Consider the following 24,349-nt stretch of genomic DNA (forward strand, 5'->3'; position numbering starts at 1 on the left):
CTTCACGTCAGTAGGCCCCGTCGCCGCGGGTGACGGCCGACCAGGTCTTCCACAGCACCTGGAGGTCCAGCATGAGGGACCAGTTCTCGACGTAACGCAGGTCGAGCCGGACCGACTCCTCCCACGACAGGTCGGACCGGCCGCTGACCTGCCACAGGCCGGTCATCCCCGGCTTGACGACCAGGCGGCGGCGGACGTCCGTGCCGTACTGCTCGACCTCGGCGGGCAGCGGCGGGCGCGGGCCGACGAGCGACATCTCCCCGCGCACCACGTTGAGCAGTTGCGGCAGCTCGTCCAGGGAGTAGCGGCGGAGGAACCCGCCGACCTTGGTGATCCTTGGATCGTTCCTAATCTTGAACAGCACTCCGTCTGACTCGTTCTCGTCAAGCAGGACCTGCTTGAGCCGCTCGGCGTCGGCCACCATCGTGCGGAACTTCAGAACCTGGAACTCTCGGCCGTGCCTGCCGACCCGCGTCTGACGGAACAGCGCCGGACCGGGGCTGGTCGCCCGGATGATCAGGGCGATGGCCAGCATGGGCATGGCCAGGACGACCAGCGCGAGGGCCGCCACGAACTTGTCGAACGCGCTCTTCACGAACTGGCGCATGCCGGCGATGTCGGGGTGCTCCACGTGCAGCAGCGGCATGCCGGCGACGGGCCGGACGCTGATCCGCGGGCCGGCGACGTCCATGAGGGCCGGGGCGACGAACAGGTCGGCGCCTCTCGACTCGATCCCCCAGGCGAGGCGGCGCAGGGCCGTGCCGTCCAGTTCGGGGCAGGCGAGCACCGCCACCGCGTCGGCCGCGACCTTGTCCACCACGGCCGGGACGTCGCCGAAGTCGCCGAGCACCGGCACGCCGTCGACGTCGAACCGCTGGTTCTGGTACTGCCGGTCGGGCAGGCATACCGCGACGACCCGCATGCCGTGGTACGGCTGCCGCCTGAACTGCATGACGAGGTCCATGACGGACGCACGGTGTCCCACGGCCACGACCCGCCGCATGTGCTGCCCCTTGGCGCGTAACCGGTGCAGCCGCTTGCGCGTCCGGTGGCGGAACATCAGCGTGAGAACCGTGGCGAGGGGAAGCATCGCCATGACGTAGCTCCGGGCCACCATGGCCTGCGTCACGTAGGCCCCGATGGCGATCACGGCGATCAGTCCCGCGCCGCCCTCGGCGACGGCGCGGAACTCGTCCGTGCCCTCTCCGTGGGCCCGCCTGCGATATCCGCCCGCCATCCCCATGATCGCCGGCCAGAGGAGCGTCAGGGCCAGCCCGAACAGGAGGTCGTACGTGGGGATGAACGCGCCCAGCCTGAGCCGGGTCAGCTCGACGCCGGCGAAGGCGAGCATGGCGCACAGCAGGTCTCCCACCTTGAGGACCCTGAAATACGACCGTGTCGACATGCTGGCCGGAATCCGCACGTCAACGTCACTGGGGAGCACCCGCATCTCGGGCAGCCCCAATCGCGTTTCCATCTACCACGCCCCTACTCGCTGGACTGTGCAGGAGATTGACGCATATGGAGCCACCGTGGTTCACATGAAACCCATGCGTTTCAAAGGCGTCTCGCCCAGGTCGATCCTAGAGAGTGACTGATGGGTAGGGAACGCAGGTCACTGTCCACAATCGGTCGCGGTGAAGCTATCGGAAGCGCTTGACGGAACGGTCCAAAGATGTCCGGCTTACCGGGGCCGATGGGCTGGGTTTTGGCGCTGTTCGCCCATTAGCCCAGATCATTTTCTTGCGGGACACCCACGTGGGCTACGGTCTGTGGATCGGCCCGCCCTCCCCCCAAGGTGACTCGTGACGACCTCAGATGAAACCTCCGGCGACGTCGAGCCGCCCCGGCGATCCAACCGGCGGCGCAAGGTCCTGATCATCGTGACCCTCATCGTGCTTCTGCCGATCGCCGCCGCGTTCGCGCTGGTCATGCAGCGGCAGTGGGTCTACGACAGCAACATCCAGCGCGTCCAGCAGGTCTTCCCCGAGGAGGGCGACCGGCCGGCCAAGGTGGGGGATGCCCAGAACTGGCTGGTGATCGGGGCCGACCGGCGTCCCGGCGAGGCCGGTTTCCAGCGGTCGGACAGCATCATGATCGCGCACATCCCGGCCGACAGGAGGAAGGTCTTCGTCATCGGGGTCCCGAGGGACTCCTACGTCACCATCCCCGGCCACGGCAAGAACAAGATCAACGCGGCGTACGCCTTCGGTGGCCCACGGCTGCTGATCGAGACCGTCGAGAAGCTGACCGGCGTGCGGATCGACCATTTCGCCGCGCTCGACTTCAACGGGTTCGTCACGATGAGCAAGGCGCTCGGCGGGGTCGACATCTACGTGGAGCGCGAGGTCCACGACCCGATGAACCACGTGACCTGGCCACAGGGAAATGTTCACCTCGAAGGCGAGCGCGCCCTGCTTTTCGTACGGCAGCGCTACAACCTTCCGGGCGGGGATTTCGACCGCATGAAACGGCAGCAGGCCTTCCTCAGGGCGATGGGGGAAAAGGCGATAAGTAAGGGAACTCTGACCGACCCGATCGCCCTCGACGCCTTTCTTCAGGCTTTGACGAAATCCATAACGGTCGATTCGGGCGTGACGATCGGGACACTGCGCGACCTGGCGCTCGAACTGCGGGATGTCCGGGGCGGCGACCTGACGTCCACCACGGTCCCCGTCAAGGGCACCGGCATGGTGAAGGGCGCCAGCATCGTGCGGCTCGACCCGGCCGCCTGCTCGGCCCTGTTCGCCGCGATCAGGAACGACACCCTCGAAACCCACCTGGCGGACTCCGGTGGCGAGAACGACACCTCCCTCGTGAGGTAAGGCGCGGTGGCCTTCTAGATTCGGACCATGTCCGTACGCATCGACCGGCGCGGCCCGGTCACGACCGTGATCCTGCACCGGCCCGAGGTCCGCAACGCGGTCGACGGGCCCACGGCGGCGGCCCTGGCCGGGGCGTTCCGCGAGTTCGACGCCGACGAGAGCGCCTCGGTGGCCGTGCTGTGGGGCGAGGGCGGCACGTTCTGCTCGGGCGCCGACCTCCACGCGATCGGCACCGAGCGCGGCAACCAGGTCGAGCCGGACGGCGACGGCCCCATGGGGCCGACCAGGATGCGCCTGTCCAAGCCCGTCATCGCGGCCGTCGAGGGCTACGCCGTCGCGGGCGGCCTGGAGCTCGCCCTCTGGTGCGATCTCCGCGTAGCCGCCGAGGACGCCACCTTCGGAGTGTTCTGCCGCAGGTGGGGAGTCCCCCTCATCGACGGCGGCACGGTACGGCTGCCGCGCCTCATCGGGACGGGCCGGGCGCTCGACCTCATCCTGACCGGCCGTGCCGTACCGGCGCGGGAGGCTCTGGAGATCGGGCTCGTCAACCGGGTGGTCCCGGCCGGGACGTCGAGGGAGGAAGCGGAGGAACTGGCCGCTCACCTGGCCGCGCTGCCGCAGGCGTGCATGCGGGGCGACCGGCTCTCCGCTCTGGAGCAGGAGGGGCTGCCGGAGGAGGGGGCCCTGGCCGCCGAGTTCCGGTACGGCCTGGCGTCGCTGCGGGCGGACACATTCGCGGGCGTCGAGCGTTTCCGCGCCGGAGCCGGACGGCACGGCGCCTGACCGATGCCGGGTCAGTCGTATTCGAGGTCGGGTAAGGGCGACGGCGGGTCGGGGCTCCGCCATACGACGACATATCCGTCGTTGGCGCTCTCGAAGGCCGTGCTCAGCCGGTCGAGGTCGAAATCAGGCAGATACCGGAGCCGCGCCAGGAAAGTCGCGTCGGTCGCCGACCTGGGCACCACGCAGCCCTCACCGTCACGGTCGAGCAGGACTATCAGGACGTCGGCCCGTCCGTCGGCCGGCGCCAGGCCGCCGACCCGGACCTCGACGACGTCCTCCCACGCGAGAGCTTCGACGCTGCCGTCGGCGTAATGACGGGTGACGCCTTCCTCGGTGACGTAGACATAGGTATCCGGCACTGGGTTGCCGTGCATGGGCGCGATTGTGACCACTCGGGGGCGTCCCGTGCAAGAGAACCCCGTAGAAGAAGATTCAGGATTCGCGCCACCGCAGATGGTCCCTGACGGCCTGTTTCGCCGCGTCGGCCGGGCCCCGGGCGATCACTTCGAGCAGCTCGCGGTGCTCGGCCGCCAGCTCGTGCCGGTCCTCGTAGGCGTCGCGGAGCCCGACGAGACCGAGACGGGTCTCCGCGGCGAGGGCGCCGTAGAGGCGGCCCAGGCGGGGGCTGCCGACGGCCACGATCAGCGCCTCGTGCAGGGCCATGTGCCCGGCCACCACCGCGGCCCAGGGAGCGTCGGGTGGCAGGCCGTCGAGGCGGTCCAGCGCGGCCTCGGCCTCGGCCACCCGGCGCCCGGCGAGTGCCTCCGCCATCAGCTCCTCCAGGGGTCGCCTGACGTACATCAGGTCGGCGAGGTCCTCGGCCGTGACCTCCGGGACGTACGCGCTGCGGTTGCGCTCCCGCCGGAGCAGCCCCTCGTGGACGAGGACGGCCAGCGCCTCCCGGACCGTGGGCCTCGCCACGCCGTACCGGGCGGAGAGCTCCTGCTCGGGCAGGGCCGCACCGGGGACGATCTCCCCGGACAGCACACGCTCCCTTAGAGCGGCGGCGAGCGCCTCGACGGTGGAGACGGGCCTGAGCGTGGTCACGCCGCCGAGCTTAGACGCGCGGGCGCGGGTTTCCGCTCGGGGCCGGCCCTGCCGGGAACGGCCACGACGGCCAGGCTGAGCGCGAGAAGCACGAGACCTCCCCACGAGACCGCCGGCAGGTGCTCGTGCAGCACGATGAGGCCGAGCAGCGCCGCGACGGCGGGCTCGGCCAGGGCGAGCGTGGCCGCCGTCGCCACCGGCGTCGTGCGCAGGCCTCTGCCGTACAGGAGGTAGGCCAGCGCCGTCGTCGCACAGCCCAGGTAGAGCGCGGTCAGCAGGCCGCGCGGCTCGGCCAGCCAGCCGGGGCCGGTCATGACCAGGACGGGCAGCATGATGACGGCCGCGCCGCCGAACAGGACGCCCATGACGGCGGCGGAGTCCATGCCCTCGCCTATGGCCCGGGCGGCGATGATGGCGTAGAGGGCGTAGAGCAGCCCGCCGAGCAGGGCGAGCCCCATCCCCCCGGCGTCCGCGCCGCCCGCGCCCCCACCGGTGATCAGAAGGGCGCACCCGGCGATGGCGGCCGCCGTGGCGAGGGCCCAGCGGCGGCTCGGTGGCCTCTGGTCGGTGAGCCAGGACAGCAGGCCGGTGAAGACGGGTCCGCTGCCGATGGCCACCACTGTCCCGATGGCGACCCCCGTCCGGCCGACGGCGGCGAAGAAACACAGCTGGTACGCCGCCACGGCCACCGCCCCCACGACCAGGACGATGGTGATGATCACGCGCCGCCTCCCGCGCCCACCATCGCCGTGATCATGCACAGATTCCCGCGCACCCACCCCCATCTGCGGTTTCGCGGTTCGTGATCGTGCGAGTACGGCGACCACAGCGAGCACCGCTCCCCCGATCACGAGGCGGGCGGCCGCCAGCGAGACGGAGCCGACGGCGGCCACGGCCCCGGCGGTGCCGGCCGTACCCCAGAGGACGGCGGCGGCCACGACGGTGAGCGGGCCGGAGGATCGCAGAGTCATGCCAGAATTGTCAGACAACCAGACACCCATGCGCAAGCGCGACGAATCGCCGGGCGGAGTGACGGGAGGACACGGCCACGCCGCCAACGGGAGGACAGGGCGGAGACGGCGAACAGAAGACACGGCGAACGGGGGACGGAGCCGCCGAGGCGTCAAATACAACGGGGATAACAGCGCGCCGAAGGCGTCAAGCGACTCTGGCACTGAAGTTGTTACTGCAGATCCTTGGTTCGACTGCCAGGCAATTGCTAGGGTTTCGCCACAATTAACACAGTGGCATCGGACGGGCAGGTCTCATGGCTGGCCGGAAACGCTCTATTCGTTTCAAGATTTTCGCGATCCTGCTGGTCCCGGTGACCGCTCTCGTGGTGATCTGGGGGTTCGCCGCCACGCTCACGATCCAGGGTGGCCTCGAGCTGCTCAGGATCCAGACGATCTACAACGACGTCGTCATCCCGACGAGGGACCTGCTGGCGGAGTTGCAGAACGAACGGCTGATGTCCGCTACCTACCTCGGCACGAACACCACGCTGCACACCGAGCTCGACGCCCAGCGCCACCGGACCGACTCGGCGACCGACAACCTGATCCGCGTGTCGCGGCAGGCGCGGGACGACACGCCCGGACCCATGTGGGACCGCCTCCAGGAGCTCATCCGGCAGATGGGCAAGATCCAGGACCTGCGCCGCCAGGTCGACGATCGCGGCCTGTCGCGGCTGAACGCCATCGAACGGTACAGCGACCTCGCGGAGGTCGGCTTCCAGACCTACGACCGGTTGATGATCTCGCCCAACCTCGATCTCGTCGAGCAGACCAAGGCCATCATCCTCATCACCCGCAGCCGCGAGATCGTGAGCCAGCAGTCGGCGCTGATCACGGGCGCCCTCGCCGCCGGGCGGATGACGCGGAGCGAGCACGACGCCTTCTCGGCCATGGTCGGCAAGCGCCGGCTGCTCTACCAGCTCGGCACGAGCCTGCTCGACGCCGAGCTGATCAAGCCGTACGAGCGCCTGAGCGCCACGCCGTCCTACACCTCGTTCGTGGCGATGGAGGACAGCATCGTCACCCAGGTGCAGCCCGACAGGCCGCTGCCGGCGAGCGCGGCTCCCTGGCACAGGACCGCCGAGATGTGGATCATCAACCTCGCCGGGGTCAACGCGAGCAAGACGATCGCGGATCGCGCCATGCCGCTCGCCAAGGGCGTGCTCTTCCGCATCGGGATCGCGGGCGTCCTCGGCCTGATCGCGGTGGCCGCCACCGCGTTGATCTCCCTGCGGTTCGCCCGGAGCCTCACGGCCGAGCTCGTCGAGCTCCAGAGGGCGGCGCTCGAACTGGCCGACCGCCGGCTCCCGGCGATCGTCGACCGCCTGCGGCGCGGGGAGGACGTCGACGTCGCGGCCGAAACGCCGCCCATGCTCTCCGGCGGAGACACGGCGGAGGTGGAGAACGTCGGGAACGCCTTCACCTCCGTGCAGCACACCGCCATCGAGGCCGCCGTCGGACAGGCCGAGCTGCGCAAGGGCGTCAACAGCGTCTTCCTCAACCTGGCCCGCCGCAGCCAGTCCCTGCTGCAGCGGCAGCTCTCCATGCTCGACGGGCTGGAACGGCAGGTCACCGATCCCGACGTGCTGGAGCAGCTGTTCGGCATCGACCACCTGACCACCCGCATGCGCCGCCACGCCGAGGGCCTCATCACGCTGTCCGGGGCCGCCCCCGGCCGCGGCTGGCGCAACCCGGTCAGCCTCTTCGACGTGGTCCGCGCGGCTGTCGAGGAGGTCGAGGACTACCTGCGGGTCAGCGTCGACGTGGCGCACGGACCCGCGCTCGTCGGCGGCGCGGTCACCGACCTGGTCCACCTCCTGGCCGAGCTGGTCGAGAACGCGACGATCTACTCGCCGCCGCACACGCAGATCTTCGTCCACGGCGAGCTCGTCGCCCGGGGCTTCGCGCTCGAAATCGAAGACCGCGGCCTCGGGATCGCCGCCGAGGAGATGGCCCAGTTCAACGAGCGGCTCGCCGACCCGCCCGAGTTCAACCTGGCCGACAGCGACCGGCTCGGCCTGTTCGTCGTCGGGCTGCTGGCCAAGCGGCACGGCATCCGCGTCTCCCTGCGGACTTCCCCGTACGGTGGCACGAGCGCGATCGTGCTCCTCCCGCAGGAGCTCGTGGTCGAGAACGCCGCGGGCGACTACTCCGTCGAGTCGCTGGTTCCGCCGCAGCCCACGCCCCCGCCCGCCCTCACGCTGACGCCGCTCCCCGAGGACATCCCGGCCGTGCCGGTCGCACAGGTCGCCGAACCCCTGGAGGCCGCCGAGCTCGCCACGCTGGCCGGGCTCCCCGACCTCACCGGCCCGACCGGCGGCATGACGGGCATCGCCGACATCGCCGACATCGGCGACATCCCTGACATCGACGCCGAGGACTCCCTGCCCCGGCGCGTACGGCAGGCGAACCTGGCACCGCAGCTCCGCGAGGAGCGGCGCGATGTCTTCTCCTCGTTCCAGGCAGGGTGGCAACGCGCGCAGGAGGAGTCATGACAGAAGAGGACTTCGGCCCCTTACTCCGCCCCTACACGCTGACCCGCGGGCGCACCCGTCCTACCGGCCCGGAGTTCGACCTGATGACCATCATCAGGACGGCGCCGTCAGCCTACGGACGTACGGCCGGGCTCGCGCCCGAGCATCTCCGGATCCTGCACATCTGCCAGAGCCCGGCCTCGGTGGCCGACCTGACGTCGGACATCGGCCTGTCGCTCAACGTCGTCCGCATCCTCCTCGGCGATCTGCGCGAGCAGGGGCTGATCACGGCCCGGCCGCAGGCCACGGTGGCCCAGCTTCCCGAGGAGCGCATCCTCCGCGAGGTCATCCAGGGCCTCAGGGCGCTGTAACCGGTCACGAGCGGCGAATCACGAGCCCCCGAAGGCTTCGATGAGCGAGCCGACGTGCCCGCGGGCCGGAGCGGTCAACTCGTCGACGTAGTGGTCCAGCAGGGCCACGAACCGGCCGACGTCGTCCGTCTCGACCGGGGGAAGGTCGAGCCGGCTCTCCTCGTCGTCCAGCACGAGATCGCCCGTGATCGTGAACACGTCGTCACCGACGCGGACGCGCACCTCGAAGACGAGCTCGTGACCGGGCAGCGTGAGCTCCATGCCCAGCCGTACGGCACGGCCCGCCAGGTCGGCGATGGGCTCGGTGCGGACGTGGGGGAAGTAGTCCTGGGCGACGGACCGGCCCGCCTCCGCGAAGCGCGCCGCCGTACGCATCAGCGCTCGCAGGAGTTCGGCGGCAACCTGACTGTTGGCGTCCACCCCGGCAGGGTAGATCACGCAAAGGAGTCGATGAGGCGAATCATCGAGGTGGACGCGGATTCTTCGGGAAAAGCGCAGGAAGGCATGGTTGGGACCAGAGCGTGGATCACTGGAAGGCGTAGCACTCCACCTCGGCCCGGCGATAGGTCAGCCCGCTCTCCACGGAGTCCTCGACACAGGCCCGCTGCCTGGGGCTGAGCGTCAACTCTCCGCACACGGTGACGCTGGAGTAGGTACGGCAGTCGAGCTCAGGGTTCGGCGCGCCGATGAAGTACTTCCGCTCGACCTCCGACCGGCACTGCTCCCGGGCGCCGGGCGTGTCCGCGTAGCGGCACTGGTTCATCAGGATGTGGTATTGAGCCTCGCTGACCTCTTGCTGCTGACCACCCTCGCCTCCGGCAGCGACCGTCCCGAGCATGGTCATCGCAGCGAGCGCGGCGACAGCGACGATCTTCTTCATAGCGTTCCCCCCACTACGTAAGTACCCGCCATGCCGAAATTCCGACCCTTGTCACATACCGGACATATCTCGCGTTATCCGCTTACTCGGGTATTGGCAGCGCGGCGTTCCGTCATAAGAAAGTCGACGTCGTTGCTACTTTCGGCAAATAAGCGATTACGCAGTGTGACTGAAAATGATCAGGGGTACGTGTGGTTGCGGATCCGACCGCGTGGGCCCGCGTGGCGGCCGAAACACAAAACGGGCCCGAATCAGGTCACTTCTACATCAAACGGAGCTATTTCGTGCGATTTGTACACGCAATCACGACAGGTGCGCTCGTTCTCGCCGGCGTGGCGGGCACGGGCCTGGCCGCGCAGGCGGACAGCGACCCCCACCTGCCGCCCTCAGCGGTCAAGTCCTTCGACGGGTACCAGCTCGTCCAGCTTCCCAACGCCAACGTCCCGAACTTCACCCGGCGCACCGTCTACTGCCCGAGCGGCAAGCGCGTCGTCGGTGGCGGCGGTGAGGCCCAGGGCAACGACGCCATCCTCGTAGGAAGCTTCCCCACGTCCGACGGCACCGGCTGGATCGCCCTCGGCCGCCAGAACAACTACAGCACGGTCGGCATCAGCGTCTACGCGATCTGCGCCAACGCGAGCTGATCCCCTAAATCGACGGCCGTGGGGGTCGCGGGCCCGCCCGCAACCCCCACGGCTTTCGCCGCCGGATCAGGACCGTAGGGTCCATGCCTTCTGTGCGGTTCGACGACGATGAGCTCACGGGAGTTGGCAACGGTTCGACGGCGGCGTGGCGCGAGAGCCGCCTCGCGCTCGTGACGGATCCTTTCCCCGGGCCGAGTTGACAGTGCCGTCCGGGGCGGGAAACGCTCGAAGTGTCCGCGCCTCATCATGAAGGGCGGCATGCCGATGACGAGGAACGCCCATCCCTTGCCGGGCGACACCCGGGTGGCGGCGGTGACTCAGGCCCGGCTCACCCGGAAGCCGCCACGGCACGCCACCTCCGGCCGGCGCATGCTGTACACCGATGACCGGCTCACTGTCTGGTCGGCCACGGTGCGCTGGGTCCGGCTCAGCGGGGAGATCGACCTCACCAACAGCGAGGCGGTCGCGCTGGTGCTCGCCGACGCCCAGCAGGGCGACGACCTGGTGCTCGTCGATGTCGGCCAGGTGACGTTCATCGACCTGTCCGGCCTGCGGGCGCTGGCCCTCCTGCCCGGCACGCCGCCCCGCCGCGGGATTCGGCTGGTGAACAAGCCGCCGTTCATGAGACGGCTGCTGCGGACGCTCGGTGGCCGGCCGGGTCAGCCGGCGGGCTGAACGGGCACGGGCCGTGGCTCCTGGGCGGCCCTGAGGTCATACGTCTCGCGAGCGGCCAGGATCTCGGTCACGTGCTCCTCCGACCAGTGCTTGATGCCCTCCATCAGCGAGACCACGCTGCCGCCCAGCTCGCTGAGCGAATACTCCACACGGGGCGGAATCGTCGGATAGACCGTGCGGATGACGACCCCGTCGCGCTCCAGGTTCCGCAGGGTCTGGGTGAGGCTCTTCTGAGTGATCCCGTCGAGCCGGCGGCGGAGCACGCCGAACCGGATCGGGCCGTCCCGCAGGGCGTCGACCAGCAGGCATGTCCATCTGTTGGCGATGGCGTCCAGCACAGTCCGCGAAGCGCAATCCCTCAGGTACGCGTTGGCGGAGAACTTTCTCGGGATGGTTTCCACAAGGTACCTATATACCGCAAAAGTGCCTTCTTTCGTTTGGATACCGGTACGCCGACGATTGGTCTCGCACATTCCGTCGCGAATGAGGAGATCACAATGCGTTCCGTCACCCAGTCCGCTTTCGGCGACCCGTCCGTGCTGGAGATCGCCACGGTGGATCGCCCCTCACCTGGGCCTGGAGAGGTCCTGATCAAGGTCGGTGCCATCGGGGTCAACCCCGTCGACGCCGCCGTCCGGGCCGGCTTCTACCCGTTGCTCGGCGACCCGCCTTTCACCGTGGGGTGGGATGTCGCGGGCGTGGTGGAGACGCCGGGGCCGGGCGTGTCCGCGTTCGCACCCGGCGACGTAGTGCTGGGCCTGCTCGCGTTCCCCGGCCCCGGCAATACCTACGCCGACTACGTGACCGCCTCGGCGAACGAGATCATCCGCAAGCCCGCCGGGCTCGGCACGGAGGAGGCGGCCGCGCTCCCCCTGGCCGGTCTGACCGCGTGGCAGGCTCTGGTCGGAATCGCGCGGATCGCTCCCGGCCAGCGGGTGCTCATCCACGCCGCCGCGGGCGGTGTCGGGCACCTCGCCGTCCAGATCGCCAAGGCGCGCGGAGCCCACGTCATCGGTACGGCCGGCGCCGGCAAGCACGCGTTCCTCCGCGAGCTCGGGGCGGACGAGCTGATCGACTACACCTCGGCGGATTTCACTCAGGAGGCCGGGCCCGTCGACGTGGTGTTCGACCTGATCGGCGGAGAGTACGGCGAGCGGTCCGCCACCATCCTGAAGCCCGGCGGCGTGCTCGTCGGGGCACTCGGCGCCAACCTCGGCCTCACCCCCGAAGGCGCGGCCGAACGCGGAGTGCGGCTCAGCGCGGTCTCGGTCCGCCCCTCCCCGGCCGACCTGGCGCAGCTGCTCGCGCTGGTGGAGTCCGGGCAGCTCAAGGTGCACGTCGACCACGTGTTCCCCCTCGCCGAGGCGGCCAAGGCCCACGAGCTCATCTCGGCCCGCCGTACCACCGGGAAGATCGTCCTGGTCCCCTGACGTTCGCAACGAAGACTCGTCGTAATCCGGCCGGAAGGGGCTCTCTCGTGCGCGCGGTATGGCTTAAGGAATTCGGTGGCCCTGAGGTGCTCGTCGCGGGAGAGGCCTCCGATCCGGTGCCCGGACCGGGGCAGGCGCTGATCGAGGTGGCGTTCGCCAACATCACGTTCGTGGAGACCCTGTTCCGCGCGAGCGGGTTCGGCCCCTTCAAACCGGAGCTTCCGGTGATCCCCGGTAACGGCGTCGGCGGAGTCGTCACCTCGGTCGGCGAGGGAGCCGACAGGGGACTGATCGGCAGACGGGTGGTCAGCGTCACGGGCGGGTCTGGTGGTTACGCCGAACTGGCCGCGGTCGACGCCGCCGGACTCATCGAGGTGCCGGACGGCGTGGAGCTCGACACCGCGGTGGCACTACTGGCCGACGGCCGTACGGCGACGGCCCTCATCAGGGCGGCCGGACCACGCCCTGGGGAGAGGGTGCTGGTCGAAGCGGCGGCGGGCGGTGTCGGCACGCTGCTGGTCCAGCTCGCGCGGGCTGCCGGGGCGACGGTCGTCGCGGCGGCAGGCGGCGCCCGGAAGGCCGAGGTGGCACGCGACCTGGGCGCCCAGGTGGTGGCCGACTACCGCGAGCCCGGCTGGACGGACGTGGTCCGCGAGGCCGTCGGCGGCGTGGACGTCGTATTCGACGGCGTCGGCGGACCCATCGGCCGCTCGGCTTTCGAACTGCTCGACCGTGGCGGGCGGATGCTGAGCTATGGGCTGGCCAGCGGCGAATGGGCGGACATCTCCGACGGCGCCGCCGCGGCCCGGGGGGTGACGCTCGTGCGCGGGCCGTCGGTGAAACCCGAGGAGATGAGCGCGCTCACCGCGAGCGCGCTGGCCGAGGCGGCGGCGGGCCGGCTGCGCGCGGTCATCGGGCAGCGGTTCCCGCTGGAGCGGGCGGCCGACGCCCACGCCGCCATCGAGTCACGCGCGACCGTGGGCAAGACCCTTCTTCACGTGCGGTAAGCGGCGACTGCGGGCGAACCGGCACCGCCGGCTGTTCGGAAAACCGTTTGGCCGGAGGGCGTGGCGGCTGCGAGCCTCGCGTCATGACGACGAAGCGGACGTTCGAGGATTTGGTCGCCGAGGCGAACGCCGTCTCAGTCGAGGGCTGGGACTTCTCCTGGCTTGACGGCCGAGCGACGGAAGAGCGGCCCTCGTGGAGATATTCACGGCTTCTGGCCGAACGGATGGCACGCGCGACGGCCGCGTTGGACCTCCAGACCGGTGGCGGCGAGGTGCTGGCGGGCGTTCCGCGGCTCCCCGCTGTGGCGGTGGCCACGGAATCCTGGCCGCCGAACATCGCCCGTGCGACCGCGAGGCTGCGCCCGCGCGGGGTCGCGGTCGTCGCCGACGATGACGAGCCGCGGCTGCCGTTCGGTGACGGGGTCTTCGACCTGGTGACGAGCCGCCATCCGGTGACCACGTGGTGGGCGGAGATCGCCCGCGTGCTGCGGCCCGGCGGGACGTACCTCTCCCAGCAGGTCGGCCCCCGCAGCGTCGTGGAGCTGACAGAGCACTTCATGGGGCCGCAGCCGTACGGCTCGGCACGGGATCCGGAACGGGCGAGAGCGGCGGCGGAGGCCGTGGGTCTCGAGGTGGTCGACCTCCGGCTGGAGGCCCTGCGCACCGAGTTCTCCGACATCGGCGCCGTGATCTACTTCCTGCGGAAGGTGATCTGGATCGTCCCCGGGTTCACCGTCGACCGCTACCACACCGAACTGCGGGCCCTCCACGACCTCATCCAGGCCGAGGGGCCGTTCGTCGCCCACGCGACGCGGTTCCTCATCGAGGCCCGGAAGCCGTCCCTCCGGGCGGTGAGCGGTTAGCCGTACCTCCCTGAGCCGGCCGGCCGTACGCTGATCTCCATGCCGGGATGGGACGCCACAGTTCGCCTGTTCGCCGCGATCTCGATCACGAGCGCCGTGGGTTGCACCGCCGCGCCGTCACCGCCGTCGGTTTCGTCGGCTCCGTCGGTGCCGTCGGTGCCGTCGGTGCCGCGGGAGAGCCCCCCGGCGGCCCAGCCGTACGGCGCTGACAGCGTCGTACGGATGACCGCCTTCGCGAGCGCCTGCGACCGGAAGATGGAAGCGACGGGCTTCGTCTACGCCGCCGAGCGAGTGATGCTGACTGCCCACTCCGTGGCCGGGGCGGACCGGGATCTGAAGGTCGTCCTCGACGGACGGCCCTTCGCCGCGGAGGTGGTGCTCTTCGATCCCCGGGTAGACGTCGCGGTGCTGCGGGTCCCTCATCTCCCCGCGAAGCCGTTGCACCTGAACACGAAAAGGCAGAGCTCAGGCGTGGTGATCGGCTACCCCAGGGGCAACACCACGCCGGTCGCCGTGCCGTCCGAAGTGGGCTGGAAGACAGAGGCCCTGTCCTACGACATCTACAACCGGGACCGCACCACCCGGGAGGTCTACAGCTTCACCGGCCCGCACATCACGCCGGGCATGTCAGGGGCGCCGCTGATCTCCAAGGCGGGCCAGGTGCTGGGCATGGTGTTCGCCACCGACACGGATCGTGACGACAAGGGCTACGCGCTCACGGCCAAGGAGATGGCCGCGGCGGCGGACACCGGAAGGCGTGCGGCCGGCGTGGCATCCACGCAGGAGTGCAACTGATCACCTGCGGAGACCGGCATGCTCCTGCCTCAGGACCACCGTTCGCCGAGCCGGCTTCTCAGCCAGGGCAGTGCCGTACGGCCCTGCGCGCCCTGGAACGCCCGAAGGGTCGGCAGTCCGGGCGGCGCGGGCTGCCTGGCCTGGCGGACGAAGTAGCCGGCCATCGCGGCGAGCACGGCGGTGACCGCGTCCGGGTCGGCCTCGGCGTCGCGGGCCGCGACGAGCCGGCGCCATCCCTGGAACATGTCCCCGTACCGGTCGGCGACCGCGGGCGCCTCGATGGGACAAGGGGTGAGCGTGGCGGAGAGGTCGTTCACCATGGCGAGCACCCGCGCCAACTCGTCCGGGCGCCACGGCTCGGCGGGAAGGCGGCCGTCGACATGCTCGAAGAGCAGGACCACCCAGCCGTCCTGTTCGAACGTGGTGATCAGGCGAGGGACCGGCGCGGTATGCGGAAGCGCCGCCGCGATCCGCGCCTCAGCCCGGTAGATTTCCACCGTCTCGGAATTGCCCTCGGGGTCGGCCGCTTTGACGAACGCCCGGCGTCCGCCGGCCAACGTGAGCGCCGCCGCGACCGCCGGGGAGAAGCCCGTGACGGCGCTGACCGCTTCGACGACATCCCCGCCGAGGATGTGTCCTCCACTCGACGCCGTACCAGCTCTGGGACCGATGCCCAGGCGATGCGGACTCCTCGTGCGGGCGGCGCGGTCTGCTCATCAGGGGTCCGAGTCATCGCCACATTTTCCCAACGCCCCACCGACCAGCGCGAACGGTTTTCACCTGCTCATCTCGTACCTGGCGGCCAGGTCGCAGACGAGGGCGATGCAGGCGCGGAGAGCGTCGTCCGCCTCTCCTCGAACTTCGACCGACACCTCGGAGCCCCCGACCGCCTGGGCGAGCGTGACTTCCAGCGTGCCTTTCGTCCCAATCAGGGGGTAGCTGTACCAGAGCTCTGCCCGCTCGTCATCGGTGTTCGGCAGCGCGGTACCGACCGCTTGCCAGTCAAGGTCGTCGAACTCGTAACCGACGAGCGACGCGAGGATCTCGCAGAAGACCCACGCGTTCGCGTCCCAAATCCATCCCGCATGGATCAGACCTGGTTGATCAGGCACCCGAGAAGCGCTCCGGATCAATACACCGCGGCGCCGACCCGTTTCCACGGCCGTGTCCTGCTTCGAGGCCACAGCCGGAACTTCCTCATCAGACACCCACGCGATTATGGGCGATCTATCGGCTATGTCGTCAAGCGGTGGTGGCTTCCCAAGGCGTCAGCCGAGCTCTCGGATCGGGTCCTCCGAGTCTGAGGAGCTCCTGATCGGTGAGCGTCAGGCCGGCCGCGGCGGCGGAGTCCTGGATCGACGACGCGGGGACCGGGGTACTGACGTCGTGCGGCTCCCGCGCCCTCCTGGCGGGAGCCGTACATCACGAAGTGCCCTCACGCTCGACGACGACCAGCGGGATCTCCCGGCCGGCGCGGGACTGGTACGTGTCGTAGAGCGGAAAGATCGCTGTCATCCGTTCCCACAGTCGCGGCTTCTCCTCCGCGGTGGCGGTACGGGCGCGGGCGGTGAACCGGTCACTGCCCACCTGAACGGTGACCTGAGGGTTCGCGACCAGATTGAGGTACCACGCGGGGTGGTGTGACGACCCGCCGTTCGAGCCCACCAGCAGGTAGCGATCGCCGTCCTGCCCGTAGATCAAGGCGGTGCGCCGGAGCTTTCCCGATTTCCGGCCCCGGGTGGTGAGCAGCAGCGTCGGCCAGCCCTGGTACATGTGTCCGCTCTCGCCGTTGGTCTCGACGTAGGCGCGGACGTGCTTGGCCACCCACTTCGTTGGGCTGTCGAGCACTTCGTCCGATGGAGGTGCGGAAAGGCTGCGCAGCAAGTGGTATCGCCGGAATCCGCCACTTCTGACCCCGGGGAAGGCGAGGACCCGCCGCCACTCGGGCGACGAGCCCACCGTTCCCTGGCCGGACCTTTCGATGGCGTCGCGATGCGCCTGCTCATCGGTCCACTCCGCGTAGTTGACCACCCTGGTGCCATCCGTGCTCACGTGGAAGTGGCCGGAGATCCCGCCGGGAGGCGGCTCGGTCTCGGCCGCCAGCGCCTCGAAGACCGTGTCGACCCAGCTCCGCTGCCGCTCATGATCGGGTCCGTCGAACTCGACGCTGACGGCGACGACGCATCCCGGGACAGATGGCTCGTCTTGCACCCTGCTGCGGTACAGCGAATACTCGATCGGCTCGGCGTCGGTGAGTCCGGCCAGGAACTCCCGGTCGGCTTCGCCGTACGTCCACTGCGTGTAGGTCAGCACCGTCTCGCCGTCAGTGCTGAGGAACGCGCTGTAGGAGAGCAGCCCCTTCGGCCAGAGCACCTGCTCCAACTCGGCGATCTTCACCTGGTCTACGGGCGATTCGACGATCAGGACGGTGCCCGCACCGGGCAGGGTGATGTCGGGGAACGTGTTCTGGCTGACTGTCATGTCTCTCCTCTGCGGCTCATCACGGATCCGGCGGCATATGGCGCTCAGCGGCAGCGCGGTGCCGCACCGGAAGTGTCGAACCTGAACAAAGGTTCAAGTCAAGCTAGTGTGATCCGTATGTCATCGCTCCCGGTAGAGGCCAAGGAGCTCACGATCGGCGAACTGGCCGGCCGCAGCGGAGTCCCCGCCTCGGCCCTGCGCTTCTACGAGCGCCAAGGGCTCATCCGAAGCCGGCGCACCGCCGGGAACCAGCGCCGCTACGGCCGCGAGACCCTTCGTCAGGTCGCCTTCGTCCGTGCCTCGCACCACCTTGGCATCCCCCTCACGGCGATCCGTGACGTACTCGCCCTGCTGCCTGAGGGAGCAGCCCCGACCCGCGAGTTCTGGGTCAGGGCGTCCGAGTGCTGGAACGCCGAGCTCAACGCACGCATCGAGCGGCTGGAACGGATGCGGGATCGATTCACCGAGTGCATCGGCTGCGGCTGCCTGTCGTTCGAGCAGTGCGCGCTGGTCAACCCGGGCGACAAGCTCGGCCAAGAAGGCCCGGGCCCGCGTCGCCTGTTCAGCTCCTAGGGGACTGCCGGGCCGCTGCCATCGCATTGGGGAACGTGAATGACAGGTCCGTGGCTCCGAGAAACGGCAGCATGCGTTCGGCTTCCTCCGTCACCGCGGTCAGGTCGGCCGCCGCCAGTGGCCTGAACGGGGTGAGACATAGGCTGGCGCCCTTGACCGACCAGCTTCCGTGTACGAACCCGTCCACGAGGAAGGTCGGCAGCACCATCGCTCCGCCTGGCATCACCCGCTTGCGGTCAGGATCGCCGATCACCCGGGTCCGGTCGGCGTGGCCGAGCAGCAGGTTTTTCGAAAGCGGGCAGGAACCGCACCGGGGTCGGGATCGGGCAGCTCCGGCGACGACTCCAGATCGAACAGCTCCCTGCCCTCGGTGTCGTGGTAACAGCGCAGCTCACCACCCATGGCGTCAACCACCGTCGAGACCCGCGCTCACCTTGGCGAAGTACGGCGAGCGGGCCGTACGGTCGAGAACCGGTTGGAGCGCCGGCCGTAGCCGCCGGAAGTCGTCGGCCACGGCGAGGTGCTGGGTGCTGCGCAGCAGCGCCAATCGGACCAGACCACCAGCCGCTTCTCCAGCAGGACGCCCAGGTGGGCCTGTGCGAACCCGTCGATCCTGCTCCACAGCCCGACATAGGGCCAGTTGGGCTCCTGGGCCTGCATGGCGACGAGGTGCCCGATGACCTCCAGCGGAGTGCGGCCGGTGCGCTCCACGAGGAACTGCCGGTGCAGCAGTGCCCGGTTGAGCGCGCGCCGCGAGAGCCGGCCCACGCCAGCCGCACCGTGATGCCTTCCGGCGTCAGGCCGCGATGGTCGGTCCACCAGCCGGTTCTCGCGAGTGATCATTCCCTGTTCCGTTCTCGGGGGGCTGCGAGATCCACGCTAGAGAGGCTTCCGGTCACCTTCTGACCGGAATGCCGGTCAGCGTGACCTCACGTTCCTGAAGGCCGACCGCGCCCGCAGGTAGCCGGCAGCTCGATGGTCACGTCGAGTGCTCCGCTCCGGCCGAACAGGGAGCGCTTCACCATTGATGTGCCATGTCCGCGCAGGCGCCTTCAGGTGCCGGTCAGGGGCCGGTAAGGCGACGCTCGCCTCGGGTGGTGATGACGAACACCTGCCAGTTGTAGTAGCCGTAGTAATTCCTGATGTCCCGCTTCATCTGCCGAGCGTGTAGCAGCACCGCGTCGACGTACGCCTTGGAGTGGTTGTAGGCGTACAGCGCCCGCCGGTAGTCGCGCGGCGCTCCCGACGCGTGCAGATAGTTGGCCGCGGCGAGCAGCGCGTCCTTCGTGTCATGGACGTCACCACCCATCCCATAGGCGGCCCAGGTGCCCGGCATGAACTGCATGGGGCCCTGCGCGCCGGTATAGCTCGGCGACCTCACACGGCCGAACTTGGTCTCGACGAACATCACCGCCGCCAGCACCTCCCATTCGACGCCGAACCGGCGCTCGGCACGCCGGAAGTCATCGAGCAGGACATTGGCGGGCTCGGGCGGCCGGACGCGGAACTTCACCGGTCCGCTCACGGGCCGGGCGAGGGAGAGCAGGTTCCGGACGGCCGTCACGTTGTCTCGCGCCCGCCCGGCCAGGTCTTTCGGCAACCTGTCGTAGGTGCGGGACGCGACCTGCGGATTGCGGGCCAGATACCGGTAGATGCGCTGCTCGTGCAGTGCCAGCAGGACCACCGGCTCTGGGGGGTCCGCCTTGGTGGGGCCCCCGTCGCGCACCCAGTCATCGATGGCACGTCGGAGCTGCGCGGCTGTGCCGGTCAGGGAGTCGGCCAGCCGCGACGGGTCCTTGGGGATCGCCGCGTCCGGGGCGGGCAGGCCGGGCGCCTGATGGGAGGGCTCCTTGGCCGAGGGAACCGCCGAGGGCGTCGCCGACGGCTCCGGCCCCGGTCGCGTCGCGGTCTGGTGGAGCGCACCCGGTGAGGCAGCGCCCCCTGAGCCGGCACAGCCCGAAATCAGGACAGTGAGACCGACGAGCGAGGCGGCCAGATGTCTCCCCGGCCGCCCGCCCGGCCGGTGGCGTTGTCCCGACCATGCGACCCCGGCATGCATATCCTTCATCGGTCCCAAACGTATGCCCAGCGGCGAGCTCTCAGGCTGCTTTCTCACTTCTCGCCGCAGTCCCTTCAGCTCCTGAAGGTCATCGGCACCCAGCGCATGGCCGTCGACAGCTGGCCGTACGCCACTTGATCCTTTCGCCCCCGGCAAGGCACGGACAGCCGTCATACCGGAGTTCTGTCGGTGCCGGCGGGCACAATCAGCGGATGGAGAAACCGGAGATCGTCACAGCCGAAGAGTGGCAGCGGGCCCGCGACGAGCTGCTCAAGGCCGAGAAGGAAACCACCCGCGCGCTCGACGTGGTCGCCGCGCGACGCCGCCGCCTGCCGATGGTCAAGTTCGACAACGGGTACGTCTTCGACACCCCGGCTGGCCCCAAGACCCTGCTCGAGCTGTTCGAGGATCGGGGACAACTGGTCGTCTACCAGTTCATGGACAACGGACCCGACCACTACTGCCCGGGCTGCACCTCGTTCACCAACAGCGTTCCCCCGGCCGGGCTGGCCCTGCTCGCCGACCGCGGGGTCACATGGGTGACCGTGTCCAACATGCCGCTCGCCCAGATCGAGGCGTACAAGGCTCGGATGGGCTGGACACTGCCGTTCGTGTCATCGCACGGCACCTCGTTCGCGGACGACTGCGGCGCCGGGGGCGGCTTCATGCTCAGTGTGTTCCTGCGCGACGGCGAAGACGTCTACCGTACGTACAACACCACCTCCCGCGGCGTTGACCGGCTCGTCTTCGTCAACAGCATCCTCGACCTGACCCCGTACGGCAGGCAGGAGGACTGGGAGGACTCCCCACCCGGCTGGCCCCAGCACCCCACCTACGGATAGGTCAGACGCGTGCGGCGGATTCGCGTAGCACACGTCGCCCTAAGGCTCGGGCGATCATCCCGGAGCGGCGGCCCCGCCGGAAAGGCCCTCGATCGCCGCCGGGCTGTGCCGGGCGACCGAGGGCCAAGGGTTAGGCAATTACGGCAGGTCAGGCCTCGCCGGCAGTGAGCCCGACCAGGCAGGTGACGCCGGTTCGCCTATGCCGCAGTAGCCGTTGGGACCCTGTAGAGGTACCGGTAGACCTTCGCGCGAGGCAATAAATCATGCTCGCGTATGAAGACGTTGGATGTGATCGCTGGACGCCCTCGTCGCGGCATGTTCGATGGCGTAGCCGCTATCTCGTTGACGTGGCGGCGTGCGGGTCGATGAGCGCGGAGCCGAAGACCCACGGGGAGGTCTGGATGATGAAGTCGCTTGGGAACCCGAGTGTGAAGTCCGTGGCCTGTTCCAGGCGGGTGACGCTTTCGACCGGGAGGGTGAGGTCGACGGCGGCGAGGTTGTCGTGGAGCTGGTCGACGTGGCGTGCCCCGACGATGGGGTGAACGGCGCGAGAGCGGCTCATCGTCCACGCGATTGCCACCTGTGAGGGCGTGACACCGAGGTCATCGGCGACGTCCTGCACGACTCGGGCGACGGCATGATCGCGGGCCGAGAGCGACTCGGCGTTCAGCCTGCTACCGGATGCGGGCGTCTCCGGGCGGGTGTACTTGCCGGACAACACCCCACCACCCAGCGGGCTCCACGCGGTGACGCCCAGCCCGAGCGACTCGGCCATCGGCAGCAGCTCGCGTTCGATGTCCCGCTGGAGCAGGCTATAGGGGACCTGCAGGCCGATGAACGGACTCCAGCCGTGCCACTGCGCCAGCGTATTGGCGCGGGACACGACCCAGGCCGGGGCGTCGGAGATCCCCACGTACAGCACCTTGCCGGCCTGGACGGCGTCGTCCAGTGCGCGCATGGTCTCCTCGATCGGCGTGTCACGGTCCCACATGTGCACCCAATACAGGTCCAGGTAGTCCGTGCGCAGGCGGCGCAGGCTGGTCTCCAGTGACGCCCGCAGATTCTTACGGTGATTCCCGGCGGCGTTGGGGTCGGTGCGGTCGCGGGACACGGTGTACTTCGTGCCGAGCACGAACGATTCTCGCCGACCCTGCAGCAACTCTCCGAGGATCTCCTCGCTGGCTCCATCGCGGTAGTTGATGGCGGTGTCGATCATGTTGCCGCCGGCCTCGGCGTACAAGTCCAACATCCGTCGGCACTCTGCAAGCGGCGCGCCGACGCCGCCCTGCTCACCGAAGGTCATCGCGCCCAGGATCAGCTCGGGGACCCGCAGGCCGCTCGTGCCCAAAGTGCGATACCTCATGCCGTCGCCGATCCGCTGAACAGCTCTGCGGCCCGAGCTTCGATCTCGTCGCGTGGCACGTCACGCACATGCTCGTCCAGGGCCCAACGGTGCCCGTACGGATCCAGGAACTGGCCGGTGCGGTCACCCCAGAACGCATCGTGTATCTGCTCGAAGACCGTGGCTCCTGTCAGCGTGCGCGCGTCGGGAAGCGTGACACGGTTCGTCTCCCGTGCGCCCAAAGCATCGGCGTACCAGGTGGCGGCCACGTCCGGGTCGGCGACGACCAAGTGGATCGCTATCTGAGTCATGGGCGTGACCATACATCATGTATGGACAACATGTACATACACGATGTTCGCACTCGTTATGATGGGTCGCATGCCTTCCAAGCCGACTGCGCGCTCTCCCCGGAGATCCGGACCGGCACCGGCGCCTGCCGACCTACGGGAGCGAATCCTGTCCGCGATGCGTGAACTGCTGCAGCAGCACCGCTTCGACGCTCTCAGCGTGGCCGACATTCTGACCGCCGCCGGGGTCTCTCGGGCAAGTTTCTACTTCTACTTCCCGAGTAAACAGGCCGTGCTCGGCGAACTGGTGCGCGAGGCCGTCGCCCAGGGGCAGCAGGCGGCGCGACCTTGGATCGACGGGCAGCAGGATCCGGTCACCGCACTACGGGCAGGCGTGAGCGACGGTGCCCGGCTATGGCGCGACAACGCCGGCGTGCTCATGGCGATCGTGGAGAACTGGGCATCGGACGAGGGCTTGCGAGCCCTTTGGCTCGAGCAGATGAACCTGTTCACCGACGCCGCCGCGGCACGAATCCACGCAGACCTGCACGTCCGCCGACGACTCGGTTCCATGGACGTGCGCGCCGCAGCCGCCTCGCTGACCTGGCTGGGAGAACGTCTCTACTACCTCGCGGCAGCCGCAGTACCTCCGTTCAACAACGAGGAAGTCCTCGTCGACACCCTCACCAACGCGTGGACTTCGATCCTCTACGGCGACGCCGTGACCCACCCAGACCCCGCCCGGGGGCCGGCGAGCGCACCACAGAGGCAATCATCGGAAAGCGTGCCGCCTACGCCGCCAACAGAGTGAAAGCGGCGCCTTCAAGGGGTGGCATGCCTCGGGGTGGTCGGTGAGGAAGGCTCTTCTTGTGCACCCTTCGCACGGCATCGGGCCGATCGCCGAAGGTCATCGACGGCGGGCGCCGTGAAGCGACGTCGGACACGCCTGCCCTCCCACAGATCCGGATATGCGTCGTCCCCGAACACCGTGGTCTGCGGGCGTAGCACCGCGGCATGCAGTTGGCGCAGCCCGGCGAGACCGTCCGAGCGAAGCGAGGGCCATTTCGGGGCGAGTCCGCCGGCCAGGTGGGGCGGCCCCGCGTCAGCTTCGGGGCGAGTCCGCCGGCCACGTGGGGCGGCCCCGCGTCAGCCGATCTGTTCGGCCAGGGCGACGATGATGCCCGAGGGGCCGCGAAGGTAGCAGAGCAGGAACATGTTCTCGAACTGCGCCACCTCGCCGAGGAGTTCGGCACCGTGGGGGCGCAGCCGGGCGATGGTGTCGTTGATGTCGTCGACGGCGAACATGACGCGATGCAGCCCCCGCGTGTTGGGCGGCGGGTTCTCCGGCCCGGCGCCGACCGCCGCCGGGGTGTGGTACTTCGTCAGCTCCAGCTTGCTGTGGCCATCCGGGGTCCGCATCATCGCGATCTCGGTCTGGATGCCGTCGAGTCCGACGGTACGGTCCGCCCAAAGGCCTTCGATATCCCCCTTGCCTTCCAGCTCCATGCCGAGCTCGGTGAAGAACGCGACGGCCGCGTCCAGGTCGTCGACGACGATGGCGACGTTGTCCATCCGCTGAATGGTCATGTCTGCGAGCATATGGCCAGATCAGCTGCGGGACCCTGCCTGTGCAGGGCTGCCTGGACCAGAGAGACCCCCCGCTAGCATCTCAAGAGAGCCCGACCTCGCCGTTAGCAGCTGGCGCCCACTGTCTGTGTCCGGCAGACGCACCCGCTGTCCCCGCTGATCGTGGAGATGACTTGTCGCCGTCGTTACTCGTCGTGACGGTCTTCCAGCGTCGCCCTGCCCAGGATGAGGTCGTTGATCCGCACTGCTCGGGCCCCGAATGCTCGCGCCTGTCGACCACGAACGCGCCTGAGGACCCAGCGCAGATCACGGGCGCACGAACTCGGCGAGATGCGATAGACGGTCCAACCCTCACGCGGCCCCGCTCC

The 24,349-nt window shown here is 69.1% G+C and carries 30 protein-coding genes and 1 pseudogene; 13 read left to right on the forward strand and 18 right to left on the reverse strand.

Translation table 11 applies throughout. The features are described 5' to 3' along the window. Positions 1 to 7: 7 nt before the first annotated feature. Positions 8 to 1,477 carry a sugar transferase gene (locus N5079_RS17465; RefSeq protein WP_261584912.1) on the reverse strand — a complete coding sequence of 490 codons (1,470 nt, stop codon included), beginning with the start codon at positions 1,475 to 1,477 and terminating at the stop codon, positions 8 to 10. A 328-nt stretch (positions 1,478 to 1,805) separates the two neighbouring features. Here N5079_RS17465 and N5079_RS17470 point away from each other — a divergent pair, with 328 nt between their 5' ends. Both N5079_RS17470 and N5079_RS17475 read left to right on the forward strand, forming a co-directional pair. Continuing rightward, a complete protein-coding gene (locus N5079_RS17470; RefSeq protein ID WP_261584913.1) occupies positions 1,806 to 2,825 on the forward strand; it encodes an LCP family protein in 1,020 nt (339 codons plus the stop codon). Between the two features lie 27 nt (positions 2,826 to 2,852). Continuing rightward, complete coding sequence (locus N5079_RS17475; protein ID WP_261584915.1) at positions 2,853 to 3,608, forward strand: crotonase/enoyl-CoA hydratase family protein; 756 nt, start codon at positions 2,853 to 2,855, stop codon at positions 3,606 to 3,608. 11 nt (positions 3,609 to 3,619) lie between these two features. On the opposite strand, the gene N5079_RS17480 is transcribed toward N5079_RS17475, so the two are convergent. Genes N5079_RS17480 through N5079_RS17490 form a run of 3 tightly spaced genes read right to left on the reverse strand, consistent with a single transcriptional unit; the run spans position 3,620 to position 5,626 of the window. Then, on the reverse strand, positions 3,620 to 3,982 hold the full coding sequence (locus tag N5079_RS17480; RefSeq protein ID WP_261584916.1) for a hypothetical protein: 363 nt from the start codon (positions 3,980 to 3,982) through the stop codon (positions 3,620 to 3,622). Between the two features lie 58 nt (positions 3,983 to 4,040). Continuing rightward, on the reverse strand, positions 4,041 to 4,655 hold the full coding sequence (locus tag N5079_RS17485; protein WP_261584917.1) for a GntR family transcriptional regulator: 615 nt from the start codon (positions 4,653 to 4,655) through the stop codon (positions 4,041 to 4,043). Then, on the reverse strand, positions 4,652 to 5,626 hold the full coding sequence (locus N5079_RS17490; protein WP_261584918.1) for a DMT family transporter: 975 nt from the start codon (positions 5,624 to 5,626) through the stop codon (positions 4,652 to 4,654). The genes N5079_RS17485 and N5079_RS17490 overlap by 4 nt, the downstream gene beginning before the upstream one ends. Before the next feature lie 353 nt (positions 5,627 to 5,979). Between N5079_RS17490 and N5079_RS17495 the strand changes: the two genes are divergently transcribed. Together N5079_RS17495 and N5079_RS17500 are read left to right on the forward strand one after the other, a co-directional pair. Beyond that, a complete protein-coding gene (locus tag N5079_RS17495) occupies positions 5,980 to 8,163 on the forward strand; it encodes a nitrate- and nitrite sensing domain-containing protein (RefSeq protein WP_261584919.1) in 2,184 nt (727 codons plus the stop codon). Continuing rightward, on the forward strand, positions 8,160 to 8,513 hold the full coding sequence (locus tag N5079_RS17500) for a DUF742 domain-containing protein (RefSeq protein ID WP_261584921.1): 354 nt from the start codon (positions 8,160 to 8,162) through the stop codon (positions 8,511 to 8,513). Before N5079_RS17495 ends, N5079_RS17500 begins: the two co-directional genes overlap by 4 nt. Before the next feature lie 18 nt (positions 8,514 to 8,531). Here the strand turns inward: N5079_RS17500 and N5079_RS17505 are convergent, their stop codons facing one another. Further along, positions 8,532 to 8,933, reverse strand: coding sequence for a hypothetical protein (locus tag N5079_RS17505; RefSeq protein ID WP_261584922.1), 402 nt, complete (start codon positions 8,931 to 8,933; stop codon positions 8,532 to 8,534). Between the two features lie 106 nt (positions 8,934 to 9,039). Next, positions 9,040 to 9,393 (reverse strand): hypothetical protein, encoded by a 354-nt coding sequence (locus tag N5079_RS17510; RefSeq protein WP_261584923.1) that lies wholly within the window; start codon positions 9,391 to 9,393, stop codon positions 9,040 to 9,042. Positions 9,394 to 9,677: 284 nt separating this feature from the next. Here N5079_RS17510 and N5079_RS17515 point away from each other — a divergent pair, with 284 nt between their 5' ends. Continuing rightward, positions 9,678 to 10,037 (forward strand): hypothetical protein, encoded by a 360-nt coding sequence (locus N5079_RS17515; protein ID WP_261584924.1) that lies wholly within the window; start codon positions 9,678 to 9,680, stop codon positions 10,035 to 10,037. A 258-nt stretch (positions 10,038 to 10,295) separates the two neighbouring features. Then, complete coding sequence (locus N5079_RS17520; protein WP_261584925.1) at positions 10,296 to 10,712, forward strand: STAS domain-containing protein; 417 nt, start codon at positions 10,296 to 10,298, stop codon at positions 10,710 to 10,712. Here the strand turns inward: N5079_RS17520 and N5079_RS17525 are convergent. Next, positions 10,697 to 11,113 carry a winged helix-turn-helix transcriptional regulator gene (locus tag N5079_RS17525; protein ID WP_261584926.1) on the reverse strand — a complete coding sequence of 139 codons (417 nt, stop codon included), beginning with the start codon at positions 11,111 to 11,113 and terminating at the stop codon, positions 10,697 to 10,699. The genes N5079_RS17520 and N5079_RS17525 overlap by 16 nt on opposite strands. Positions 11,114 to 11,209: 96 nt before the next feature. On the opposite strand from N5079_RS17525, the gene N5079_RS17530 reads away from it, so the two are divergent. From N5079_RS17530 to N5079_RS17545, 4 genes are all read left to right on the forward strand, one after another. Next, positions 11,210 to 12,142, forward strand: a complete 933-nt coding sequence (locus N5079_RS17530) for an NADP-dependent oxidoreductase (RefSeq protein WP_261584927.1) — start codon at positions 11,210 to 11,212, stop codon at positions 12,140 to 12,142. 47 nt (positions 12,143 to 12,189) lie between these two features. Continuing rightward, complete coding sequence (locus tag N5079_RS17535; RefSeq protein WP_261584928.1) at positions 12,190 to 13,149, forward strand: zinc-binding dehydrogenase; 960 nt, start codon at positions 12,190 to 12,192, stop codon at positions 13,147 to 13,149. A gap of 83 nt (positions 13,150 to 13,232) precedes the next feature. Further along, positions 13,233 to 14,012: a class I SAM-dependent methyltransferase gene (locus N5079_RS17540; RefSeq protein ID WP_261584929.1), complete on the forward strand. Its 780-nt coding sequence runs from the start codon at positions 13,233 to 13,235 to the stop codon at positions 14,010 to 14,012. A gap of 39 nt (positions 14,013 to 14,051) precedes the next feature. After that, positions 14,052 to 14,807 (forward strand): trypsin-like peptidase domain-containing protein, encoded by a 756-nt coding sequence (locus N5079_RS17545; protein ID WP_261584931.1) that lies wholly within the window; start codon positions 14,052 to 14,054, stop codon positions 14,805 to 14,807. A gap of 29 nt (positions 14,808 to 14,836) precedes the next feature. On the opposite strand, the gene N5079_RS17550 is transcribed toward N5079_RS17545, so the two are convergent. From N5079_RS17550 to N5079_RS35370, 3 genes are all read right to left on the reverse strand, one after another. After that, positions 14,837 to 15,364, reverse strand: a complete 528-nt coding sequence (locus N5079_RS17550) for an aminoglycoside phosphotransferase family protein (protein ID WP_261584932.1) — start codon at positions 15,362 to 15,364, stop codon at positions 14,837 to 14,839. Positions 15,365 to 15,583: 219 nt separating this feature from the next. Continuing rightward, entirely contained in the window at positions 15,584 to 16,015 is a 432-nt protein-coding gene (locus N5079_RS17555; RefSeq protein WP_261584934.1) for a hypothetical protein, read from the reverse strand. Positions 16,016 to 16,229: 214 nt separating this feature from the next. Continuing rightward, entirely contained in the window at positions 16,230 to 17,288 is a 1,059-nt protein-coding gene (locus N5079_RS35370) for a nitroreductase family deazaflavin-dependent oxidoreductase (RefSeq protein WP_315967857.1), read from the reverse strand. 117 nt (positions 17,289 to 17,405) lie between these two features. Between N5079_RS35370 and soxR the strand changes: the two genes are divergently transcribed. Continuing rightward, entirely contained in the window at positions 17,406 to 17,861 is a 456-nt protein-coding gene (gene soxR / locus N5079_RS17570; RefSeq protein ID WP_261584935.1) for a redox-sensitive transcriptional activator SoxR, read from the forward strand. Here soxR and N5079_RS17575 read toward each other — a convergent pair. The 5 genes and pseudogenes from N5079_RS17575 to N5079_RS17590 all read right to left on the reverse strand — a co-directional run bounded on the left by N5079_RS17575 (position 17,851) and on the right by N5079_RS17590 (position 19,929). Continuing rightward, the gene (locus N5079_RS17575; RefSeq protein ID WP_261584936.1) at positions 17,851 to 18,114 is read right to left on the reverse strand and encodes a winged helix DNA-binding domain-containing protein; all 264 of its coding nucleotides are present in this window, start codon (positions 18,112 to 18,114) and stop codon (positions 17,851 to 17,853) included. The genes soxR and N5079_RS17575 overlap by 11 nt on opposite strands. After that, positions 18,111 to 18,263 (reverse strand): hypothetical protein, encoded by a 153-nt coding sequence (locus N5079_RS17580; protein ID WP_261584937.1) that lies wholly within the window; start codon positions 18,261 to 18,263, stop codon positions 18,111 to 18,113. Before N5079_RS17580 ends, N5079_RS17575 begins: the two co-directional genes overlap by 4 nt. Positions 18,264 to 18,267: 4 nt before the next feature. Then, entirely contained in the window at positions 18,268 to 18,483 is a 216-nt protein-coding gene (locus N5079_RS35560) for a DNA glycosylase AlkZ-like family protein (RefSeq protein WP_410007800.1), read from the reverse strand. Beyond that, positions 18,474 to 18,704: pseudogene (locus N5079_RS35565) on the reverse strand (hypothetical protein); the annotation flags it as partial. The pseudogene N5079_RS35565 and the gene N5079_RS35560, both read right to left, overlap by 10 nt. A gap of 220 nt (positions 18,705 to 18,924) precedes the next feature. Continuing rightward, complete coding sequence (locus tag N5079_RS17590; protein WP_261584940.1) at positions 18,925 to 19,929, reverse strand: lytic murein transglycosylase; 1,005 nt, start codon at positions 19,927 to 19,929, stop codon at positions 18,925 to 18,927. A gap of 203 nt (positions 19,930 to 20,132) precedes the next feature. Between N5079_RS17590 and N5079_RS17595 the strand changes: the two genes are divergently transcribed. Beyond that, positions 20,133 to 20,762, forward strand: a complete 630-nt coding sequence (locus tag N5079_RS17595) for a DUF899 domain-containing protein (protein ID WP_261584942.1) — start codon at positions 20,133 to 20,135, stop codon at positions 20,760 to 20,762. 334 nt (positions 20,763 to 21,096) lie between these two features. Here N5079_RS17595 and N5079_RS17600 read toward each other — a convergent pair whose 3' ends face one another. After that, positions 21,097 to 22,125 (reverse strand): aldo/keto reductase, encoded by a 1,029-nt coding sequence (locus N5079_RS17600; protein WP_261584943.1) that lies wholly within the window; start codon positions 22,123 to 22,125, stop codon positions 21,097 to 21,099. Next, positions 22,122 to 22,415 (reverse strand): VOC family protein, encoded by a 294-nt coding sequence (locus tag N5079_RS17605; RefSeq protein WP_261584944.1) that lies wholly within the window; start codon positions 22,413 to 22,415, stop codon positions 22,122 to 22,124. Before N5079_RS17605 ends, N5079_RS17600 begins: the two co-directional genes overlap by 4 nt. Before the next feature lie 157 nt (positions 22,416 to 22,572). Here N5079_RS17605 and N5079_RS17610 point away from each other — a divergent pair, with 157 nt between their 5' ends. Next, positions 22,573 to 23,205 carry a TetR/AcrR family transcriptional regulator gene (locus N5079_RS17610; protein WP_261584945.1) on the forward strand — a complete coding sequence of 211 codons (633 nt, stop codon included), beginning with the start codon at positions 22,573 to 22,575 and terminating at the stop codon, positions 23,203 to 23,205. Positions 23,206 to 23,540: 335 nt separating this feature from the next. Here the strand turns inward: N5079_RS17610 and N5079_RS17615 are convergent, their stop codons facing one another. Beyond that, entirely contained in the window at positions 23,541 to 23,966 is a 426-nt protein-coding gene (locus N5079_RS17615; RefSeq protein ID WP_261585080.1) for a VOC family protein, read from the reverse strand. Between the last annotated feature and the right edge of the window lie 383 nt (positions 23,967 to 24,349).

Source organism: Planotetraspora sp. A-T 1434, from assembly GCF_025420585.1.
In the GTDB taxonomy this organism is placed as follows: domain Bacteria; phylum Actinomycetota; class Actinomycetes; order Streptosporangiales; family Streptosporangiaceae; genus JAOEGB01.

Coding starts and splice junctions, on each gene's coding strand:
- N5079_RS17465 (WP_261584912.1), bottom strand. CDS start 1,477: ATGGAAACGCGATTGGGGCTGCCCGAGATGCGGGTGCTCCCCAGTGAC.
- N5079_RS17475 (WP_261584915.1), top strand. CDS start 2,853: ATGTCCGTACGCATCGACCGGCGCGGCCCGGTCACGACCGTGATCCTG.
- N5079_RS17480 (WP_261584916.1), bottom strand. CDS start 3,982: ATGCACGGCAACCCAGTGCCGGATACCTATGTCTACGTCACCGAGGAA.
- N5079_RS17490 (WP_261584918.1), bottom strand. CDS start 5,626: ATGACTCTGCGATCCTCCGGCCCGCTCACCGTCGTGGCCGCCGCCGTC.
- N5079_RS17500 (WP_261584921.1), top strand. CDS start 8,160: ATGACAGAAGAGGACTTCGGCCCCTTACTCCGCCCCTACACGCTGACC.
- N5079_RS17510 (WP_261584923.1), bottom strand. CDS start 9,393: ATGAAGAAGATCGTCGCTGTCGCCGCGCTCGCTGCGATGACCATGCTC.
- N5079_RS17520 (WP_261584925.1), top strand. CDS start 10,296: ATGCCGATGACGAGGAACGCCCATCCCTTGCCGGGCGACACCCGGGTG.
- N5079_RS17530 (WP_261584927.1), top strand. CDS start 11,210: ATGCGTTCCGTCACCCAGTCCGCTTTCGGCGACCCGTCCGTGCTGGAG.
- N5079_RS17540 (WP_261584929.1), top strand. CDS start 13,233: ATGACGACGAAGCGGACGTTCGAGGATTTGGTCGCCGAGGCGAACGCC.
- N5079_RS17545 (WP_261584931.1), top strand. CDS start 14,052: ATGCCGGGATGGGACGCCACAGTTCGCCTGTTCGCCGCGATCTCGATC.
- N5079_RS35370 (WP_315967857.1), bottom strand. CDS start 17,288: ATGACAGTCAGCCAGAACACGTTCCCCGACATCACCCTGCCCGGTGCG.
- soxR (WP_261584935.1), top strand. CDS start 17,406: ATGTCATCGCTCCCGGTAGAGGCCAAGGAGCTCACGATCGGCGAACTG.
- N5079_RS17580 (WP_261584937.1), bottom strand. CDS start 18,263: ATGGGTGGTGAGCTGCGCTGTTACCACGACACCGAGGGCAGGGAGCTG.
- N5079_RS17590 (WP_261584940.1), bottom strand. CDS start 19,929: ATGAAGGATATGCATGCCGGGGTCGCATGGTCGGGACAACGCCACCGG.
- N5079_RS17595 (WP_261584942.1), top strand. CDS start 20,133: ATGGAGAAACCGGAGATCGTCACAGCCGAAGAGTGGCAGCGGGCCCGC.
- N5079_RS17600 (WP_261584943.1), bottom strand. CDS start 22,125: ATGAGGTATCGCACTTTGGGCACGAGCGGCCTGCGGGTCCCCGAGCTG.
- N5079_RS17605 (WP_261584944.1), bottom strand. CDS start 22,415: ATGACTCAGATAGCGATCCACTTGGTCGTCGCCGACCCGGACGTGGCC.
- N5079_RS17610 (WP_261584945.1), top strand. CDS start 22,573: ATGCGTGAACTGCTGCAGCAGCACCGCTTCGACGCTCTCAGCGTGGCC.
- N5079_RS17615 (WP_261585080.1), bottom strand. CDS start 23,966: ATGGACAACGTCGCCATCGTCGTCGACGACCTGGACGCGGCCGTCGCG.